Origin of the sequence: Sinorhizobium sp. 7-81 (assembly GCF_030124405.1) — a bacterium.
In the GTDB taxonomy this organism is placed as follows: Bacteria; Pseudomonadota; Alphaproteobacteria; order Rhizobiales; family Rhizobiaceae; genus Sinorhizobium; species Sinorhizobium psoraleae.
Map to the genome: position 1 here is coordinate 376,134 of NZ_JASKLT010000001.1, position 17,121 is coordinate 393,254.

At 61.3% G+C, this 17,121-nt stretch carries 15 protein-coding genes; 10 read left to right on the top strand and 5 right to left on the bottom strand.

Annotation, left to right across the window (positions count from 1 at the left end; genetic code table 11):
- Positions 1–45 precede the first annotated feature (45 nt).
- The 8 genes from miaB to QN224_RS01880 all read left to right on the top strand — a co-directional run bounded on the left by miaB (position 46) and on the right by QN224_RS01880 (position 9,386).
- Positions 46–1,446, top strand: coding sequence for a tRNA (N6-isopentenyl adenosine(37)-C2)-methylthiotransferase MiaB (gene miaB, locus QN224_RS01845; RefSeq protein WP_283975328.1), 1,401 nt, complete (start codon positions 46–48; stop codon positions 1,444–1,446).
- A 27-nt stretch (positions 1,447–1,473) separates the two neighbouring features.
- Positions 1,474–2,529 carry a PhoH family protein gene (locus QN224_RS01850; protein WP_283975329.1) on the top strand — a complete coding sequence of 352 codons (1,056 nt, stop codon included), beginning with the start codon at positions 1,474–1,476 and terminating at the stop codon, positions 2,527–2,529.
- A gap of 189 nt (positions 2,530–2,718) precedes the next feature.
- Complete coding sequence (gene ybeY / locus QN224_RS01855) at positions 2,719–3,225, top strand: rRNA maturation RNase YbeY (RefSeq protein WP_283975330.1); 507 nt, start codon at positions 2,719–2,721, stop codon at positions 3,223–3,225.
- Positions 3,226–3,237: 12 nt separating this feature from the next.
- Positions 3,238–4,404, top strand: a complete 1,167-nt coding sequence (locus QN224_RS01860; RefSeq protein WP_283975331.1) for a hemolysin family protein — start codon at positions 3,238–3,240, stop codon at positions 4,402–4,404.
- Positions 4,405–4,804: 400 nt separating this feature from the next.
- Entirely contained in the window at positions 4,805–6,400 is a 1,596-nt protein-coding gene (gene lnt / locus QN224_RS01865; protein ID WP_283975332.1) for an apolipoprotein N-acyltransferase, read from the top strand.
- Between the two features lie 147 nt (positions 6,401–6,547).
- A complete protein-coding gene (locus QN224_RS01870) occupies positions 6,548–6,961 on the top strand; it encodes a helix-turn-helix domain-containing protein (RefSeq protein ID WP_173511093.1) in 414 nt (137 codons plus the stop codon).
- Positions 6,962–7,250: 289 nt separating this feature from the next.
- Complete coding sequence (gene metK, locus QN224_RS01875) at positions 7,251–8,534, top strand: methionine adenosyltransferase (RefSeq protein WP_173511092.1); 1,284 nt, start codon at positions 7,251–7,253, stop codon at positions 8,532–8,534.
- A gap of 153 nt (positions 8,535–8,687) precedes the next feature.
- Positions 8,688–9,386: a tRNA (guanosine(46)-N(7))-methyltransferase TrmB gene (locus tag QN224_RS01880; protein ID WP_283975333.1), complete on the top strand. Its 699-nt coding sequence runs from the start codon at positions 8,688–8,690 to the stop codon at positions 9,384–9,386.
- An 87-nt stretch (positions 9,387–9,473) separates the two neighbouring features.
- Here the strand turns inward: QN224_RS01880 and QN224_RS01885 are convergent, their stop codons facing one another.
- On the bottom strand, positions 9,474–9,731 hold the full coding sequence (locus tag QN224_RS01885; RefSeq protein WP_136506763.1) for a DUF1150 family protein: 258 nt from the start codon (positions 9,729–9,731) through the stop codon (positions 9,474–9,476).
- A gap of 47 nt (positions 9,732–9,778) precedes the next feature.
- Positions 9,779–10,210 carry an Hsp20 family protein gene (locus QN224_RS01890; protein ID WP_283975334.1) on the bottom strand — a complete coding sequence of 144 codons (432 nt, stop codon included), beginning with the start codon at positions 10,208–10,210 and terminating at the stop codon, positions 9,779–9,781.
- A 258-nt stretch (positions 10,211–10,468) separates the two neighbouring features.
- Between QN224_RS01890 and QN224_RS01895 the strand changes: the two genes are divergently transcribed.
- Positions 10,469–11,413: a nucleoside hydrolase gene (locus tag QN224_RS01895; RefSeq protein WP_283975335.1), complete on the top strand. Its 945-nt coding sequence runs from the start codon at positions 10,469–10,471 to the stop codon at positions 11,411–11,413.
- A gap of 137 nt (positions 11,414–11,550) precedes the next feature.
- Here the strand turns inward: QN224_RS01895 and QN224_RS01900 are convergent, their stop codons facing one another.
- The 3 genes from QN224_RS01900 to QN224_RS01910 all read right to left on the bottom strand — a co-directional run bounded on the left by QN224_RS01900 (position 11,551) and on the right by QN224_RS01910 (position 16,386).
- Positions 11,551–13,938: a methyl-accepting chemotaxis protein gene (locus QN224_RS01900; RefSeq protein WP_283975336.1), complete on the bottom strand. Its 2,388-nt coding sequence runs from the start codon at positions 13,936–13,938 to the stop codon at positions 11,551–11,553.
- Positions 13,939–14,241: 303 nt separating this feature from the next.
- Positions 14,242–15,141, bottom strand: a complete 900-nt coding sequence (locus QN224_RS01905) for a ribokinase (protein WP_283975337.1) — start codon at positions 15,139–15,141, stop codon at positions 14,242–14,244.
- Positions 15,142–15,192: 51 nt separating this feature from the next.
- On the bottom strand, positions 15,193–16,386 hold the full coding sequence (locus QN224_RS01910) for a DNA recombination protein RmuC (RefSeq protein WP_283975338.1): 1,194 nt from the start codon (positions 16,384–16,386) through the stop codon (positions 15,193–15,195).
- A gap of 151 nt (positions 16,387–16,537) precedes the next feature.
- Here QN224_RS01910 and def point away from each other — a divergent pair, with 151 nt between their 5' ends.
- Positions 16,538–17,062, top strand: a complete 525-nt coding sequence (def, locus tag QN224_RS01915; protein ID WP_173511512.1) for a peptide deformylase — start codon at positions 16,538–16,540, stop codon at positions 17,060–17,062.
- Positions 17,063–17,121 lie beyond the last annotated feature (59 nt).

The window sequence follows — 17,121 nt, forward strand, 5'->3', positions numbered from 1 at the left end:
CAAAAATGCTTCAACTTTGGGCCGCCATGCACTAAAGAACGCCGCATGACCCAGGAAACAGCTCTTCTGTCGAAAACGCCGGTGCCGGGCGAGGAACATGCACCTTCGCGCAAGGTCTTCGTCAAGACCTATGGCTGCCAGATGAACGTCTACGATTCCGACCGCATGTCGGATGCGCTCTCGCGCGACGGTTATGTTTCGACGGACGTTCTCGAGGAGGCCGATTTCGTCCTGCTCAATACCTGCCATATTCGTGAGAAGGCGGCTGAAAAAGTCTATTCCGAGCTTGGCCGGCTGCGCGAGCTGAAGAAGGAGAAGGCGCGCGAGGGCCGTGAAATGGTCATCGGCGTCGCGGGCTGCGTCGCGCAGGCCGAAGGCGACGAAATCCTTCGCCGTGCGCCAGCGGTCGACCTCGTCATCGGACCGCAGACTTATCACCGTCTGCCGGAAGCGCTGAAGCGCGCACGAGGGGGCGAACGCGTCGTCGAAACAGATTATGCGATCGAGGATAAGTTTGAACACCTGCCAGCGCCGGACAAGGCGAAGACCCGCGCCCGCGGCGTCACCGCCTTCCTGACGGTGCAGGAAGGATGCGACAAATTCTGCACCTTCTGCGTGGTGCCCTATACGCGCGGATCGGAAGTGTCGCGACCGGTGGCGCAGATCGTTGTCGAGGCCGAAAGGCTGGTCGAAAGCGGAGTGCGTGAAATCACCCTGCTTGGACAGAACGTCAATGCTTGGCACGGTGCCGGACCGGACGGCCGCGACTGGGGCTTGGGCGATCTCCTCATCCGCCTTGCCGAGATCGAAGGTCTCGCGCGCCTGCGCTATACGACCAGTCATCCGCGCGACATGGACGACAGCCTGATAGAGGCGCATCGGTCGATGACCAAGCTGATGCCGTACCTGCATTTGCCGGTCCAGTCGGGGTCGGATCGCATCCTGAAGGCGATGAACCGGCGTCACACCGCCGCCGAATACCTCGCCTTGATAGATCGCATCCGCGCCGCCCAGCCCGACCTTGCCCTCTCGGGCGATTTCATCGTAGGCTTCCCCGGTGAGACCGACGAGGACTTCGAGGATACCATCCGTCTCGTGGAGGCGGTGGGTTATGCACAGGCATTTTCCTTCAAGTATTCGACCCGTCCGGGCACGCCGGGGGCCGAGCTCAAGGATCAGGTTCCTGAGGACGTGAAGGCCAAGCGACTGGAAAGATTGCAGACTTTGCTTATCAAGCAGCAGCGCGACTTCGCCCAGGCATGCGTGGGACGGGAGATCGACCTGCTTTTGGAAAAAACCGGCCGCATGCCCGGCCAGCTCGTCGGTCGTTCGCCATGGCTGCAGCCCGTGAATGTTGATGCAAAAGCATCGCAAATCGGTGACATTGTCAGAGTACGAATCATCAAAGCCGGGCCCAACAGCCTTTTCGCCGAGATGATCGGATAAGGGACCGAGAGCGAGGAGCCTAACCGCTTGAATGGACACGAATTGATTTCTTCATCATCGCGCCAGTCCAAAACATCTGCGACAGACGCCAATCACTTCGTGCTCACTTTCGAGAACAACCGCTTTGCCAGCGAACTTTTCGGCCAATTCGACCAGAACCTGAAGCTGCTCGAAGAGCGCCTGCGCATCGACGCCAGGCCGCGCGGAAATTCCGTCGCCATTTCGGGCGATGTGGTGGCGACAAACCAGGCGCGGCGCGCTCTCGACTATCTCTACGGAAGATTGCAGAGTGGCGGATCGATCGATACGTCCGATGTCGAAGGCGCGATCCGTATGGCGGCAGCTGGAGCCCAACCGTTGCAGTTGCCGACAATGGAACGCAAAGCCAAGTTGACGATGGCGCAGATTTCGACGCGCAAAAAGACCATCGCTGCGCGCACGCCGATGCAGGATGCCTATATCCGTGCGCTCGAGCGGTCCGAGCTCGTCTTCGGCGTCGGGCCGGCCGGTACCGGCAAGACCTATCTCGCCGTCGCCCATGCGGCTCAGTTGCTGGAGCGTGGCGCAGTCGATCGCATCATTCTTTCGCGGCCCGCCGTCGAAGCCGGCGAACGCTTGGGCTTCCTGCCTGGCGACATGAAGGAAAAGGTCGATCCTTATCTCAGGCCGCTTTACGACGCGCTTTACGATATGATGCCGGGCGACAAGGTCGAGCGGGCGATCACCGCTGGCGTGATCGAGATTGCGCCGCTTGCCTTCATGCGTGGGCGAACGCTCGCCAATGCCGCCGTCATCCTTGATGAGGCCCAGAACACGACATCGATGCAGATGAAGATGTTCCTGACGCGTCTCGGCGAAAACGGCCGGATGATCGTCACCGGCGATCCCAGTCAGGTCGACCTGCCGCGCGGTGTCAAATCGGGCCTCGTAGAGGCGCTGCAAATTCTCCATGGCGTGGAGGGCGTTTCGGTGATCCGCTTCAAGGATGTCGATGTCGTCCGCCATCCGATGGTAGCGAGGATCGTCAGGGCCTATGAAAGCCACACGGCGGTTCACGACGAAAGCGAGCAGAGCGATCGCTAGTCCTGATTATCGCGTGATTTGTCCGAGAACCGGTTTCCACTTTTCGGATCACGCTTTAGAGCGGGATAAGGAAAAGTATATGCGGTTTTCCACCCGCATCCCGCTCTGTTTGTTGGAATCGATCACGTTTATGATTTTGGGTCGAATCGACCCAAAATCATCGTGATCTAACGGCGGTTCGTTGCAGCCATGACAGCTTTGGATATCCAGATCAGCGTCGAGGAAGGGGGCTGGCCGTCGGAAGACGAGCTGCAGTCCTTCTCGGCGCGCATTCTCGAGGCGGCGGCGGATTTCCTCGTGCGCGAGGAAGAGCAGCCCTTTCCGCCGGATCCGCCGGAACTCTCTTTGGTCTTCACCGATGATGTGTCGATGCAGGCAATCAATGCCGAATGGCGAGGCCAGGACAAGCCGACCAATGTGCTGTCTTTTCCCGCTTTTCCCGTGACCCCGGGCAAGATGCCGGGGCCGATGCTCGGCGATATCATCGTTGCCTATGAAACGCTGAAGCGCGAAGCGGCCGAACTGGAGAAGCCGTTTGACACGCATCTGACACACCTTCTCGTCCATGGATTCCTGCACCTTTTCGGGTATGATCATCTGGAAGACGACGAGGCGGAAAGAATGGAAGGCCTGGAGACTCGCATTTTGGCGCGTCTTGGCCTATCTGATCCATACGGGGACAGATCCCCGGATTGATAGTTTGGAACGATGAGCGACATCAACACACAGCCGGCCGCTGTTGCGGCCGAGGAAGCGGAAGCTTCCGGAGAAGCCGAGGCGGGCAGTAGTAGTACCGCCGCCCCCCGACAGGAGGGCAGCAAATCCACAACCTCCTTCTGGAGCCGCGCCGCGCGCCTCCTGCGCGGGGCAAGCCCATCGAGCCTGCGCGAAGATCTCGCCGACGCATTGATGACGGACGCGGACAGCAACGCCGCATTCTCGCCCGAAGAACGGGCGATGCTCAACAACATCCTGCGTTTCCGCGAGGTTCGCGTCGAGGACGTGATGGTGCCGCGCGCCGATATCGAGGCCGTGGACCAGAGCATCACGATCGGCGAACTCATGGTCATCTTCGAGGAGTCGGGGCGATCGCGCATGCCGGTCTACAACGAGGGCCTGGATGACCCGCGCGGCATGGTGCATATCCGCGACCTTCTCGCCTATGTGACCAAGCAGGCCCGCAACCGGCGGCGCAACGGCAAGGCACAGCCCATGGCCTCGGTCGAGAGGACGGAAAAGGCGCCGCGTCAGCAGAGGGCGGGTTTTGACCTCTCTCGCGTCGATCTTGGAAAAACGGTCGAGGAGGCCGGCATCGTTCGCCAGCTCCTGTTCGTGCCGCCGTCCATGCTGGCTTCGGATCTGATGCAGCGGATGCAGGCCGCGCGCATCCAGATGGCGCTCGTCATCGATGAATATGGCGGCACGGACGGTCTCGTGTCGCTGGAGGACATCGTCGAGATGGTCGTCGGCGATATCGAAGACGAGCATGACGACGAAGAGGTCATGTTCGCGCGCACCACGGATGATATCTTCGTCGCCGATGCCCGCGTCGAGCTCGAGGAGATCGCCGAAGCGATCGGCCCGGATTTCGATGTGCGCGAACAGATCGAAGACGTCGACACGCTGGGCGGGCTGGTGTTCGCTTCGCTCGGGCGCATCCCGGTTCGCGGCGAGGTGGTCCAGGCCATCCCCGGTTTCGAATTTCAGATTCTCGATGCCGACCCGCGGCGCGTCAAACGCGTGCGCATCATGCGCAAGCGGCCGCTCGCCCGCCGCCGGGTGGTGAAGGCAGAGAAGGAGATGCCATCTGAAACGCCGCCGGCCGGTCGCGACACCGAGGTCCGTGCCGGACCACCGCCGACATCCGAGCAATAGCAGTTCCGGCGGTCGCGGCGTGCCGCCTTCCCATCCCGGCTGTTAGAGCAATCCCGGAAAAGTGTGCAGCGGTTTTCCGTCCTGCCTTGCGTAGGTTCGGTTAGATCATTTCACTGTTTCATTGAAACAATGAATTAATCTGCAGCGCCGCACGTCTTATCAGACGCGCAAAGGACGCTGTAGCACCTTGAACTGCTGCATGTTTTGTCCTTGAATCGACAATGACTTAAGGAAACATGCAGTAATATCGGCGCCAAAATCGCTCTCGATTTTTGCCGCGATGCCGTGCTGTGCAACGCCTGGACGGGGGACAAGCAGCCGCTTTTTTGGAACACTGCCGCCGATTGATTCGGTCGTTTTTCCTGCGCAGGATCGCGGTCCTGCGCCTATTGGAGGCTGTATGAGTAGGCTGGCAGGCAGGATTATGCTCCTCTCCGGAGTGTCGAGGGTGTTCATCGCCTTCCTCGCGGGGCTCTTGACGGTTCTCACCCAACCACCGTTCGGTATCTTCGCGGCCGCTTTCGTCTCATTTCCCGTCCTCGTCTGGCTGATCGACGGCGCACCGGGCGATCCTGAACGGGGGCTGCTCGGACGGCTTTGGCCGGCCTTGTCGATCGGCTGGAGCTTCGGGTTCGGCTATTTCCTTGGGGGCCTCTGGTGGCTTGGCAACGCCCTGTTGATCGAGGCGGATCTTTTTGCCTGGGCCCTGCCGCTCGCCGTTGTCGGTCTGCCTGCCTTCCTCGCGCTCTTCTATGCCTTTGCAGTCGCATTGGCGCGCTGCATCTGGTCCGACGGCATGGGCAGGATCGCCGCGCTTGCATTCGGCTTCGGCATCGCGGAATGGCTCCGCGGGTTTCTCTTCACCGGCTTTCCCTGGAATGCCATCGGCTATGCCCTGATGCCGATGCCACTGATGATGCAATCGGCGAGCGTCGTGAACCTTGCGACGATCAATATGGTCGCTGTCTTCGTGTTTGCGGCCCCCGCTCTCATCGCCACAGGAAAGGGCGCGCGTGCGGGCCTCGCAATCGCCGTGGTGCTCTTTGCCGCGCACCTCGCCTTCGGCTTCTATCGACTTGCCCAGCCGGCGCCTCAACCGCTAACGCCTGAGCTGACCGTGCGCCTCGTTCAGCCGGTGGTCGATCAGGCGATGAAGCTAGACGACAGGGAACGCGCGTCGGTCTTCGAGGAGCATCTCGCTCTCACAACCGTGCCGGGGCAGGACGGGGGCAAACGCCCGGACATCATCGTTTGGCCGGAAACATCGATCCCGTTCATACTGACGGACAACCCGGACGCGCTCGCCCGTATCGCAGAGGTCCTGGAGGAGGGGCAAGTCCTTATCGCCGGTGCCGTTCGCGTCGAGGATGCCGGGGCGGGCCTGCCGCGGCGCTTTTACAATTCGATCTACGCGATTGATGATCGCGGCCAGATCATCGGCGCCGCCGACAAGGTTCACCTCGTCCCCTTCGGCGAATATCTGCCGTTCGAGGATGTTCTTGCCTCCTGGGGGCTGAGCGCTGTCGCCGCCTCGATGCCTGGCGGCTTTTCGCCTGCCCAGACGCGCACGCTTCTGACGCTGCCGGGCGGCAGGACGGCTTATCCGCTTATCTGCTACGAAGCGATCTTCGCCGATGAGATCGAGGGCAACGCCCGACTTGCCGATATCCTGCTCAACATTACCAACGACGCCTGGTTCGGCGACACACCTGGCCCGCGCCAGCATTTCCATCAGGCGCGGCTTCGCACAGTCGAGACCGGCACACCGATGATCAGGGCGGCCAACAACGGTATATCAGCAATTGTTGATGCACGTGGTGTTTTAGTGGTAGGATTGGGATACAATTACAAGGGGGTCACAGACACAATTCTGCCGGGAAAAATGCTTAGCGTAACCGATGCCGCTACGCGCGGTCGGATTTTCTGGTTGGCAGCCGGAATGCTCTTTCTGGTTGCAGCATTTTCTCGCATTGGTTTTAATATTAGGAAGAATTGACCTAAAACCCCTAAAATTGCATAGTGACCAGATCCATCAACCTTCACCTGCGAGTGGAGCTCTTGTTTTGCCGATATGGTTGCGACAGGGCGCTCTGTTCGATGCCAGGTTGCAGGTACCCGAAACAGCGTGTTTAGGAACGCGGACATGATTGAAAACAAGAAGAAGCCGAACCCGATCGACATTCATGTCGGTAGCAGGATTCGCCTCCGCCGGACGATGCTGGGTATGAGCCAGGAAAAACTCGGGGAAGCCCTGGGGATTACCTTCCAGCAGATCCAGAAATACGAGAAGGGAACAAACCGCGTCGGCGCCAGCCGATTGCAGAACATTTCCTCCATTCTCAATGTCCCGGTATCATTCTTCTTCGAGGATGCTCCGGGCGAGGGCGCCGCCTCCGGCATGGCCGAGGCCTCCAGCTCAAACTATGTCGTTGATTTCCTGTCGTCCTCCGAGGGCCTCCAACTCAACCGTGCCTTCGTCAAGATTTCCGACCCGAAGGTGCGCCGGAAACTGGTGGACCTGGTGAAGGCGCTGGCCGCCGAGGCGGAAAGCGAATAGGCCGGGGCATTTCGCCGATCTAAAAGCAAAGCGGCCTGAGTGCCGCTTTTTTTATGCGGTCCACCGCTACGGCCAGCGGGTCTCATCAGACGCGCAAAATCACGCTGCAGCACCTTGAGCCTCCGCATGTTTCAGCCCTTGAATCGGCTACCGTTTGAGGAAGCATGCAGCGGGTGAATTCAGGTTGTAATATCGATATAAAGATATATTTATGTCGTTGTTCGCTTGTTTTTCGACCGCAAAACCACTAACACGTTCGCACCGCTTTTTCATTGAGGGGACTTCCCGCATGCGCGCAAACTACCTGTTCACGAGTGAATCCGTAGCCGAAGGTCATCCGGATAAGGTGTGTGACCGCATTTCCGACGAGATCGTCGATCTGGTCTACCGCGAGGCGGCGAAAACCGGCGTCGATCCTTGGGGTGTGCGCATTGCCTGTGAGACGCTGGCGACGACGAACCGCGTCGTGATCGCCGGCGAAGTCCGCCTGCCGCCGAGCCTGCTGAAGAAGGACAAGAACGGCAACGAGGTCATCAATCCGTCGAAGTTCAAGTCGGCCGCCCGCAAGGCGATCCGCGACATCGGTTATGAACAGGACGGTTTCCACTGGAAGACGGCGAAGATCGACGTGCTCCTGCACTTCCAGTCCGCTCACATCGCGCAAGGCGTTGACAACGCTTCCGACAAGCAGGGCGAGGAAGGTGCCGGCGACCAGGGCATCATGTTCGGCTACGCCTGCCGTGAGACGTCCGAGCTGATGCCGGCGCCGCTTTATTACTCGCACCGCATCCTGCAGACGCTCGCTGCCGCCCGCAAGAAGGGCGAAGGCGAAGTCGCCAAGCTCGGTCCGGACGCCAAGAGCCAGGTGACCGTGCGCTATGTCGACGGCAAGCCGAGGGAAGTTACCTCGATCGTGCTTTCGACGCAGCATCTCGACGACAGCTGGGATTCCGCCAAGGTCCGCTCCGTTGTCGAGCCGTATATCCGCGAAGCGCTTGCCGATCTGAAGATCTCCGACGACTGCACCTGGTACATCAACCCGACCGGCAAGTTCGTCATCGGCGGACCGGACGGCGACGCTGGCCTCACCGGCCGCAAGATCATCGTCGACACCTATGGCGGCGCAGCGCCGCATGGCGGCGGCGCCTTCTCGGGCAAGGACACGACCAAGGTCGACCGCTCGGCCGCCTATGCCGCGCGCTATCTGGCGAAGAACGTCGTTGCCGCCGGCCTTTCCGACCGCTGCACGATCCAGCTCGCCTACGCCATCGGTGTCGCCCAGCCGCTGTCGATCTATGTCGATCTGCATGGCACCGGCAAGGTCTCGGAAGACCAGGTCGAAAGCGCCATCCGCAAGACGATGGACCTTTCGCCGACGGGCATCCGTCGTCACCTCGACCTCAACAAGCCGATCTACGCCAAAACCGCTGCCTACGGCCATTTCGGCCGCAAGGCCGGCCGCGACGGTTCGTTCTCCTGGGAGAAGCTCGATCTGGTGAAGCCGCTGAAGGAAGCGATCGATCTCGACGCCGCAGCTTTCTCCGAACAGAGAGCGCCGGGTCGCGCTGCATAACGCCGCAGTCGACGCGGCCTTGGACGAGGTCGCAGGCGTCGAAAAAATATTGCAATGGCCGGGTGCGCTGCTATTCAGGCGTACCACATTGCAGGATCAAGAGCGGATGCTCCGGGCTGGAGTGTCCGCTTTGCTCTTTGAAGGAAGATCGTGATGACTGAACCGCGCCGCGCCAGAGCCACGGAGGCATTCTTTGGCCGCCGCAAGGGCAAGCCCTTGCGTGAACGCCAGGCAGCCCATCTCGAGCATCTGCTGCCCTCACTGCGGCTCGATCTCGCGCAGCACGCGCCGGCTGAACTCACGACACTCTTTCCGCAGCCGGTGAAGCGCATTCGCCTGGAAATCGGTTTCGGAGGTGGGGAGCATCTCGTTCACCGTGCCGCCGAGGATCCTGCAACCGGTTTCATCGGCGTCGAGCCTTTCGTCAACTCGATGGCGAAGCTGCTTGGACAGATCGAAGCGCGAGAGCTCGCGAATGTCCGGCTGTATGACGACGACGCAACGCAGGTGCTGGACTGGCTGCCGGACGCTTCCGTCGACCACATCGACCTGCTCTATCCCGATCCCTGGCCCAAGCGGAAGCATTGGAAGCGGCGCTTCGTTTCCAAGGTCAACCTGGATCGCTTCGCCCGCATCCTGAAGCCCGGCGGCCTCTTCTGCTTCGCTTCGGACATCGACACCTATGTCAATTGGACGCTCATCCATTGCCGCGATCACGCAGCCTTCGAGTGGACGGCGGAGAAAGCAGCAGATTGGCTCACGCCTTTCGCAGGGTGGCCGAGCACGCGCTACGAGGCAAAGGCGCGCCGCGAGGGGCGGAGTTCCGCCTATCTCACCTTTCGCCGTGTCTAGGACTTACTACGTTTTCCCCTCACCCTAACCCTCTCTCGCAGGAGAGGCCGGATGAGGGGCCAAATTCAGGTGATGCGCTTCAGCCGCTCAATGAAGGCTGACGGTCCGAAGATCGTCCTCGGCCGCCTTGAAGAAGGTGCTGGACCGGTTGTCGGTCAAAAGGATCGGCGTGCCGTCGGCGCCGAACAAGGCCCACAGGTCGATTCCGGGTCCCATCTCGGGTGCTTCCGGGAAACAACGGGAGACCTCCTCCGAACGCATCTTGCGGATATAGCCGACTTCGCCCTCGCCAAGATGTGCAAGGTCGTTTTTCGACAGCGATGTGTTGATGGCTTTCAGTCCCATGGTGACACTCCGTGGTCGCCGGGTAGGGGAAAATCCCGCCGGTTATCCTACTCTGGGACGGAAATGTTAATTTTCTTTACCATACGAACCGGTTCGGGCCGCACGAGGTCCACCGAGAGGAGACCATTGCGCAGCTCGGCGCCGAGAACTCTCATGCCGTCGGCGAGAACAAAGGTGCGCTGGAACTGCCGGGCGGCAATGCCGCGATGCAGGTAGTCCCGTTCGCCGACATCGGCCTGGCGGCCGCGAATCACCAATTGGTTTTCTTCCGTCGTGACGTCCAGGTCCTCTTCGGAGAAGCCAGCGACCGCGAGCGTTATCCGCAACCGTTCCGGCGCATCGGAAGATGCGTCGCCGCGAATGCGCTCGATGTTATAGGGTGGATATCCGTCGTTGCCCTTGGCGATGCGCTCAAGGGTCTTTTCCATGGTGTCGAAGCCCAGCAGAAGCGGGCTGGTAAAGGGCGTAATCCTGCTCATTTCCCAAGTCCTTGCAGCTCAAGCGACCATCATGCGGACCTGCCAAGCAGCATCCACGCTGCAATATGGTAGCTGTGCGCAACGAGTGCAAGCCGCTTGCCTAGGCTGCGCGCGCAAATCATAGTTCGCTGCGCCAAATCAGAGCGGGAAGGTAAATGTGAGCGGTTTTCTGTCCGAATCCTGCTTCAATATCGTAGAATCGGCCACGTTCGCGGATCGACGAGATCCGGATCATCGTGAGCCAGGAGGGTGGAGAAAGTGTCGAACGCAAGAAAGATAATCATAGACACCGATCCCGGGCAGGACGATGCAGCCGCCATCATGCTCGCCCTCGGCAGTCCAGAGGAGATCGACCTTCTGGGCATCACCACTGTCGCGGGTAACGTTCCGCTTTCGCTGACAGCCCGGAACGCGCGCATCGTTTGCGAGCTTTGCAACAGGACCGATGTGAAGGTGTACGCGGGCGCCGAGCGCCCGGTCGCGCGACCTCTGGTGACAGCCGAGCATGTCCACGGCAAGACAGGGCTCGACGGTCCGGTGTTGGCAGAGCCGACGATGCCGCTGCAGGAGCAGCACGCCGTCGACTTCATCATCGAGACCCTGCTCGCCGAGGATGCGGGCACGGTTACGCTCTGCACGCTCGGCCCCTTGACCAACATCGCGCTTGCCCTGACGAAGACGCCGGAAATCGCGTCGCGGATACGGGAAATCGTGATGATGGGTGGAGGGTTCTTCGAGGGCGGCAACATCACGCCGGCGGCGGAATTCAACATCTATGTCGATCCGGAAGCTGCCGAAATTGTCTTCCGCTCCGGCATTCCGATCGTGATGATGCCGCTCGACGTGACGCACCGCGTCCTGACCCACAAGGCCCGGGTCCAGAAGATCCGCGAGATCGGCAGTCCCGCGGCGGTCGCGATGGCCGAAATGCTCGAGTTCTTCGAACGCTTCGACATCGAAAAATATGGGACGGACGGTGGTCCCCTGCATGATCCGACGGTAATCGCCTATCTCCTGCGGCCGGAACTGTTCACCGGGCGCGACTGCAATGTCGAGATCGAGACGACGTCCGCCCTGACGGCCGGCATGACCGTCGTCGACTGGTGGCAGGTGACCGGCCGCGAGCACAATGCCAAGGTGATGCGCCACATCGACGATCAGGGCTTTTTCGATCTCCTGACGGACCGCCTGGCGCGCATCTGACGGGTGGCGGCGCAGCCAATGAAGACGGCGCCTCTCGGGCGCCGTCTTGCTGTTCGTTCTAGACTAAGTCTTTGAAACGACGCAATTCCGGGCGGAAAACCGTTACACACTTTTCCTGGAATTGCTTAATCGTGGGCTCAGAACTCTTCCCAATTGTCCTGGGCGAGCGCGTTGGCGCCGGACGTGTGCGCAATGACGCGCTGTGTCGATGCCGAATAGCCGCTGCGCGGTTGCGCCGGGCGGCTGTCCTTGGCGGCAGCCGAAGGAGAGGCGGGACGCTCGGCTGCGCGCATCCGTTCGGCTGCACCACGCAGCATCTCGGAAGAAGACTGGGCCGGCGCCTGCTGAGCGACCCGGAAGCGGGAAACCAGCGTGCTCAGTGCGCCGGCTTCGTCGTTCAACGCCATGCTGGCGGCCGTGGTTTCTTCGACCATCGCGGCGTTTTGCTGGGTCACCTGATCCATCTGGTTGACGGCCGAGTTGATCTCCTTCAGGCCGACCGCCTGTTCCGAGGCGGAACTTGAGATCTGGCGGATCAGACCGTTGATCTGCACCACCTGCTCGGCGATCTTCTCGAGCGCACTGCCCGCCTTTCCGACGAGATCCACGCCTTCACGGACCTGGCCCGCGGAGGTGTTGATCAGCGTCTTGATCTCCTTCGCAGCATTTGCCGACCGCTGGGCGAGTTCGCGGACCTCCTGGGCGACGACCGCAAATCCCTTGCCGGCGTCGCCGGCGCGGGCAGCCTCGACGCCCGCGTTGAGCGCCAGAAGATTTGTCTGGAAGGCGATCTCATCAATGACGCCAATGATCCGGCTGACTTCGTGCGAGGATTGCTCGATGCCCTGCATGGCGGCGATCGCCTTTTGCACGACCTCGCCCGACTGCTCGGCGTCGCTGCTCGCCACCTCGACCGATCTTGCCGCGACTTTGGCATTCTCGGCGCTGGCGTGCACCTGCGATGTGAGCTGGTCGAGGGCGGCCGCGGTTTCTTCAAGGCTCGCGGCCTGCTGTTCGGTCCGGTGCGACAGGTCGTTGGCCGCATTGCTGATTTCGCAGGTGCCGCTGCCGATGTTGACGACCGAATGGTTTACGGTCCGGATGGTCTCCTCGAGGCTCTCCATCGTCGCGTTGAAGTCACGCTTCAACTGCGCGTATTCACCGGGGAATTCGTCGGTGATGCGAAAGGCGAGGTCACCGGCCGACAGATGCGACAGGCCCTTGCCGAGTCGGGCAACGATGTCGCGCTGGAGGGCGCTGCTCTCGGCGCGCTCGGTTTCCGAGCGGCTGCGCTGCAGTTCCGCCTGTTCGCGCTCGTGGCGGGCTTCCCCTTCGAGACGCCTGGTGTCGGCGAGCTGATGGCGGAAGCCTTCGAGCGCCTTGGCGACCGAACCGGTTTCGTCGGAGCGCTCCTGGCCAGCGATCGGTTTTGTGTAGTCACCGTTGCTGAGCGTCTGAACGTCGCTGACGAGGCCGGCGAGCGGTTTCTGCACGAAGCCGCGAACGGCGAAATAGAGACCGACGAGCACGGCACCAAGGACGACGAGGCCGCCGACGATCATCATATAGGTCTGGTCGCGGACCGGCGCGTTGATCGCTGCGCGCGGCACATCGACGAGCACCACCCAGTTGGCGTTCACGTTCGGCAGTTTGAAAGGATAGACGACACGGTCGAAGGGCTCGTTTCCATCATAGGCGAGATTCCTGATCGTGCCTGACGTCGCCGATGACAGGGCATTCTTGACGACATCGGCACCTTCGCCTTCATAGTCTTTCATCAGCAGATCGGGGATCGGCGAAACAAGCCATTTGCCGCTCTGCGACAGCAGATAGACGCGGCCCGAGCCAAAAGGCTTGAGCTTTGCGAGGTCATCGGCGAGAGCGGCGAGCGAAATGTCGACGCCCGCGACGCCGATCAGCTTGCCGTCGGACATCACCGGATAGGCGATCGAGCTCATCGTGGTCGGGACGTCGGTTCCTTCCGCAAGGTAGGGCTGGGTGATCGCGCCCTTGCCGCTCTTGGCGGCCAGGCTGTACCACTCGGCGGCGTAATCCGCCTTGAAGGTCGAGAACTGCGCTTCGCCGTTGCGGTTCTTCGACCAGTAGGGCGTGAAGACGCCTTGCTCGTTTCCGCCGAGTTCCTTGTTGTTGACGACGTCTTCCTGGCGCCCGTCATAGGCTTTCGCTTCTTCGGCGAACCAGCTGCCGAAGGCAAAGCTGTGCTGCTCGAGATTGGCCTTCAAGAGATTGATCGCACCGACGCGATCGGTCGATTTTCCGGCGTGGCCCCGGCCAAGCACGCCGGACATGGTGCGTGCTGCGGCAGCGAGTTCGCCGACGCTTCCCGCAATGTCGGAAGCGATGGCTCTCGCTTCGGCTTGGGCCCCGTCGAAGACCAGTGTCTCGACGCGATCCTGTGTCTGGGAGATGAGAACGAAATTCGAGGCGAGCAGCACGAGTGCGATCGTACCGCCTGTCACAGCGATCAGTTTGGTCGCCAGTGATTTGGCTTGGAACTTGAACATGAAATCCTCACATACTGAGAGGTCCGCGGGCTTGCTGCCCACGGCGTGACGCATTCCGAATTGTGGGGTGAAACTCCATCATGGAGCGCCAGATGCCAACCGGCACGAAGGAGGCGGTCAAACCTGATCGCGGTCGACCTTCTCATGCATCTGAATAGAGGATCAAATCTTAAGATCCGGCCAACACCGAAGCTTGATTCATGGTCGCGAACGCAAATTCGGCGCTCTGAGTTTAACCGGCGCGACATGGGCTGTCGGGTTTGCGAAGCGGGCGCAAATGGGCCGCAAAAACGGGCGCGCCGCTCAGAGGCGAGCCGCGACCTCGGTTGCCAGCGGTATTGCTGGTTGCGCGCCAGGCTTGAGGCAGGCGAGCGATCCGGCGACCGCCGCCTGCCGCAGCGCGTCGGCGAAGGCCAGTCCCGCATCGAGCCCTGCGGCAAGATAGCCGCAGAAGGTGTCGCCGGCGCCGACGGTGTCGACGGGTTCGATGGCCAATCCCTTGGCGCGGTGAACGGCACCATCGTGAATGGCGATCACGCCTTCGGCGCCAAGCGTCACGATCACGGTTTGCCCGGTCTCTTGGTGGAGTTGTTTCATCGCCGCCTCGCGCGCAGCGGCGTCGATGCCACTTTTGCCGGCCAGCAACTCGAATTCGGTTTCGTTGGCGATCACGATGTCGGCCATGCGGCCGAGGCGGGCGGCCTCGGGCGTCAGCGGCGCGATGTTGATGATCGAGCGGATGCCGCGGTGTTTGGCCTCCGCAAGCGCCTTCTCGACGGTGGCCGCCGGAATTTCAAGCTGCAGCATCAGCGTGTCGCCGGCTGACATGGTTTCGAGCGCCGTCGTTGCGTCGGTCTCGCTCACCGTCGCATTGGCGCTGGCGACGACGACGATGACGTTTTCGCCATCGCCGCCGACGATGATATGCGCCGTTCCGGTCGGGGCATCGACCGTCTTTGTGAGACTGAGATCGGCGCCAGCCTCTTTGAGCAGCGCCAGAGCGCCCTCGGCGAAACTGTCGGAGCCAACGGCGCCGGCCATGCGCACCGATGCGCCGGCACGACGAGCGGCCAGCGCCTGGTTCGCGCCCTTGCCGCCGGCGGCGGTCGAGAAACCGGTTCCGGCGACAGTTTCGCCGGGCTTCGGCAGGCGCGCGGTGGTGGCGATCAGGTCCATGTTGATGGACCCAAGGACAGTGATCATATGAAGATTCCCCGTGGGATTATTGATTTTCGCGAAGAGTGCCCGACCGCGTCAGTCCTCGTCAACCACCCGCAGCTTCAATTGCCCCATCCGATTGTCCATCGGCCGACCGTTCTTGTCGCCCTGCCCGGGTTCGGCCTCGGCCGCAAGTTCCAGGGCTTCGATCTTGGCGCCGCGCCGGGTCAGCTTGTCTGATGATATGAGGATATCGTCGACGTCCTTCTGGGTCATCGCGAAATGGCCCTGAAGCTTGCGCACACGTTCGTCGAGGCGCGAAAGATCCTCCATCAGGCGCACGACTTCGCCCTGGATCAGGTGCGCCTGCTCGCGCATGCGGGCATCCTTCAGGATTGCCTGGATCACTTGGATCGACAAGAGCAGAAGCGACGGCGAGACGATGACGATGCGCTGGCGATGCGCCTTCTGCACGATCGCCTCGAAGTGCTCGTGGATCTCGGCGAAGATCGATTCGGAGGGAACGAAGAGGAAGGCCGTGTCCTGCGTTTCTCCCGGCAAAAGGTATTTGCCGGCGATATCGCGGATATGCACCTCCATGTCGCGGCGGAAGGCCTGCGCCGCCTGCTGCCGCCGTTCGGCCGTCGCAGCGTCGCGCATGGCGTTCCAGGCTTCGAGCGGAAACTTTGCATCGATGACCAGCGGCGGCTGGCCATTCGGCATGCGGATGGTGCAGTCCGGACGCGCGCCGTTGGAGAGCGTCGCCTGAAAGGCGAAGGCGCCCATCGGCAGCCCGTCGGCAACGATCGCTTCCATGCGCGACTGGCCGAAGGCCCCGCGCGTCTGCTTGTTTGCCAGAATGCTCTGCAGCCCGGCCATGTCCTTGGCCAGCGACTGTATGTTGTTCTGGGCGTTGTCGATCACGGCGAGCCGCTCCTGCAGGCGGCGGAGGTTTTCGTGCGTCGCTTTCGTCTGCTCGCTGATCGAAGTGCCGATCCGGTGCGTCATCCCGTCGATGCGCTGGCTGAGGGACTGGTTGAGTTCAGCCTGGCGTGTGCCGAAAACTTCGGTCATGGCGGCGATCCGGCCCTGCAATTCCGTCTGCGCGGCAAGGAGCGTTGCCATCTGCTCGTCTCGCTCGTCGGTGCGGGCCGACCGCGCGCGGCGCGCAAGCATGAGGCTCGCGAGCATCATGAGAACGGCGGCGGCCGTGACGAGATGACCGGCCGTAACGGGCAGGGCGCCGATGAGAAACAGCGGCTGGTCGAAGGAAAGGGCGATGGGCTCCATGGCCGCAGCCTAACAGATTCGCGCCCGAAGACCAGATCAAAACAAGAACAAACATGTCGCGGCTTTCGCAAGCAGCAAGCGGTGGTTTGTGCGATCTTTGCCAGAGGCAATGTTCTTGCGCGCAAGCGGAAAGATCGGCTATGGGATCAGCATGACGATCAAGCCGCTAATCATTCTTCCCGATCCGGTTCTGCGCCAGGTGTCCAAGCCGGTGGAGACCGTCGACGACGACATCCGTCGCCTGGCCGACGACATGCTGGAAACCATGTACGATGCGCCGGGCATCGGCCTTGCCGCAATCCAGATCGGCGTACCGAAGCGCCTCCTGGTTCTCGACGTGTCGAAGGAAGACGAGGAGAAGAGCCCGCTCGTTTTCATCAATCCGAAAATCGTCAGGTCCTCCGATGAACGCTCGGTCTACGAGGAAGGCTGCCTGTCGATCCCGGACTACTATGCGGAGGTGGAGCGCCCGGCCGCAATCACCGTCGAATATCTCGATCGCCAAGGCAAGGAGAAGACGGTCGAGGCGGACGGCTTGCTTGCCACCTGCCTGCAGCACGAGATCGATCACCTGAACGGTGTTCTGTTCATCGACCATATCTCCAAGCTCAAACGGGATATGGTGATCCGCAAGTTCACCAAGGCGGCCAAGACACGCGGCGCCAAGGCGATCTGACATCTACCGCATGAGTCCTCAACCGCAATCGGTTTGAGGACAAAATGCTACAGCGACCT

Bases quoted from the DNA above. Each gene is read 5' to 3' on its own strand.
- def (WP_173511512.1), top strand. From the start codon at position 16,538: ATGACGATCAAGCCGCTAATCATTCTTCCCGATCCGGTTCTGCGCCAG.
- QN224_RS01885 (WP_136506763.1), bottom strand. From the start codon at position 9,731: ATGGGACTGAAAGCCATCAACACATCGCTGTCGAAAAACGACCTTGCA.
- QN224_RS01870 (WP_173511093.1), top strand. From the start codon at position 6,548: ATGATTGAAAACAAGAAGAAGCCGAACCCGATCGACATTCATGTCGGT.
- lnt (WP_283975332.1), top strand. From the start codon at position 4,805: ATGAGTAGGCTGGCAGGCAGGATTATGCTCCTCTCCGGAGTGTCGAGG.
- QN224_RS01860 (WP_283975331.1), top strand. From the start codon at position 3,238: ATGAGCGACATCAACACACAGCCGGCCGCTGTTGCGGCCGAGGAAGCG.
- QN224_RS01900 (WP_283975336.1), bottom strand. From the start codon at position 13,938: ATGTTCAAGTTCCAAGCCAAATCACTGGCGACCAAACTGATCGCTGTG.
- QN224_RS01890 (WP_283975334.1), bottom strand. From the start codon at position 10,210: ATGAGCAGGATTACGCCCTTTACCAGCCCGCTTCTGCTGGGCTTCGAC.
- ybeY (WP_283975330.1), top strand. From the start codon at position 2,719: ATGACAGCTTTGGATATCCAGATCAGCGTCGAGGAAGGGGGCTGGCCG.
- QN224_RS01905 (WP_283975337.1), bottom strand. From the start codon at position 15,141: ATGATCACTGTCCTTGGGTCCATCAACATGGACCTGATCGCCACCACC.
- miaB (WP_283975328.1), top strand. From the start codon at position 46: ATGACCCAGGAAACAGCTCTTCTGTCGAAAACGCCGGTGCCGGGCGAG.
- QN224_RS01880 (WP_283975333.1), top strand. From the start codon at position 8,688: ATGACTGAACCGCGCCGCGCCAGAGCCACGGAGGCATTCTTTGGCCGC.
- metK (WP_173511092.1), top strand. From the start codon at position 7,251: ATGCGCGCAAACTACCTGTTCACGAGTGAATCCGTAGCCGAAGGTCAT.
- QN224_RS01910 (WP_283975338.1), bottom strand. From the start codon at position 16,386: ATGGAGCCCATCGCCCTTTCCTTCGACCAGCCGCTGTTTCTCATCGGC.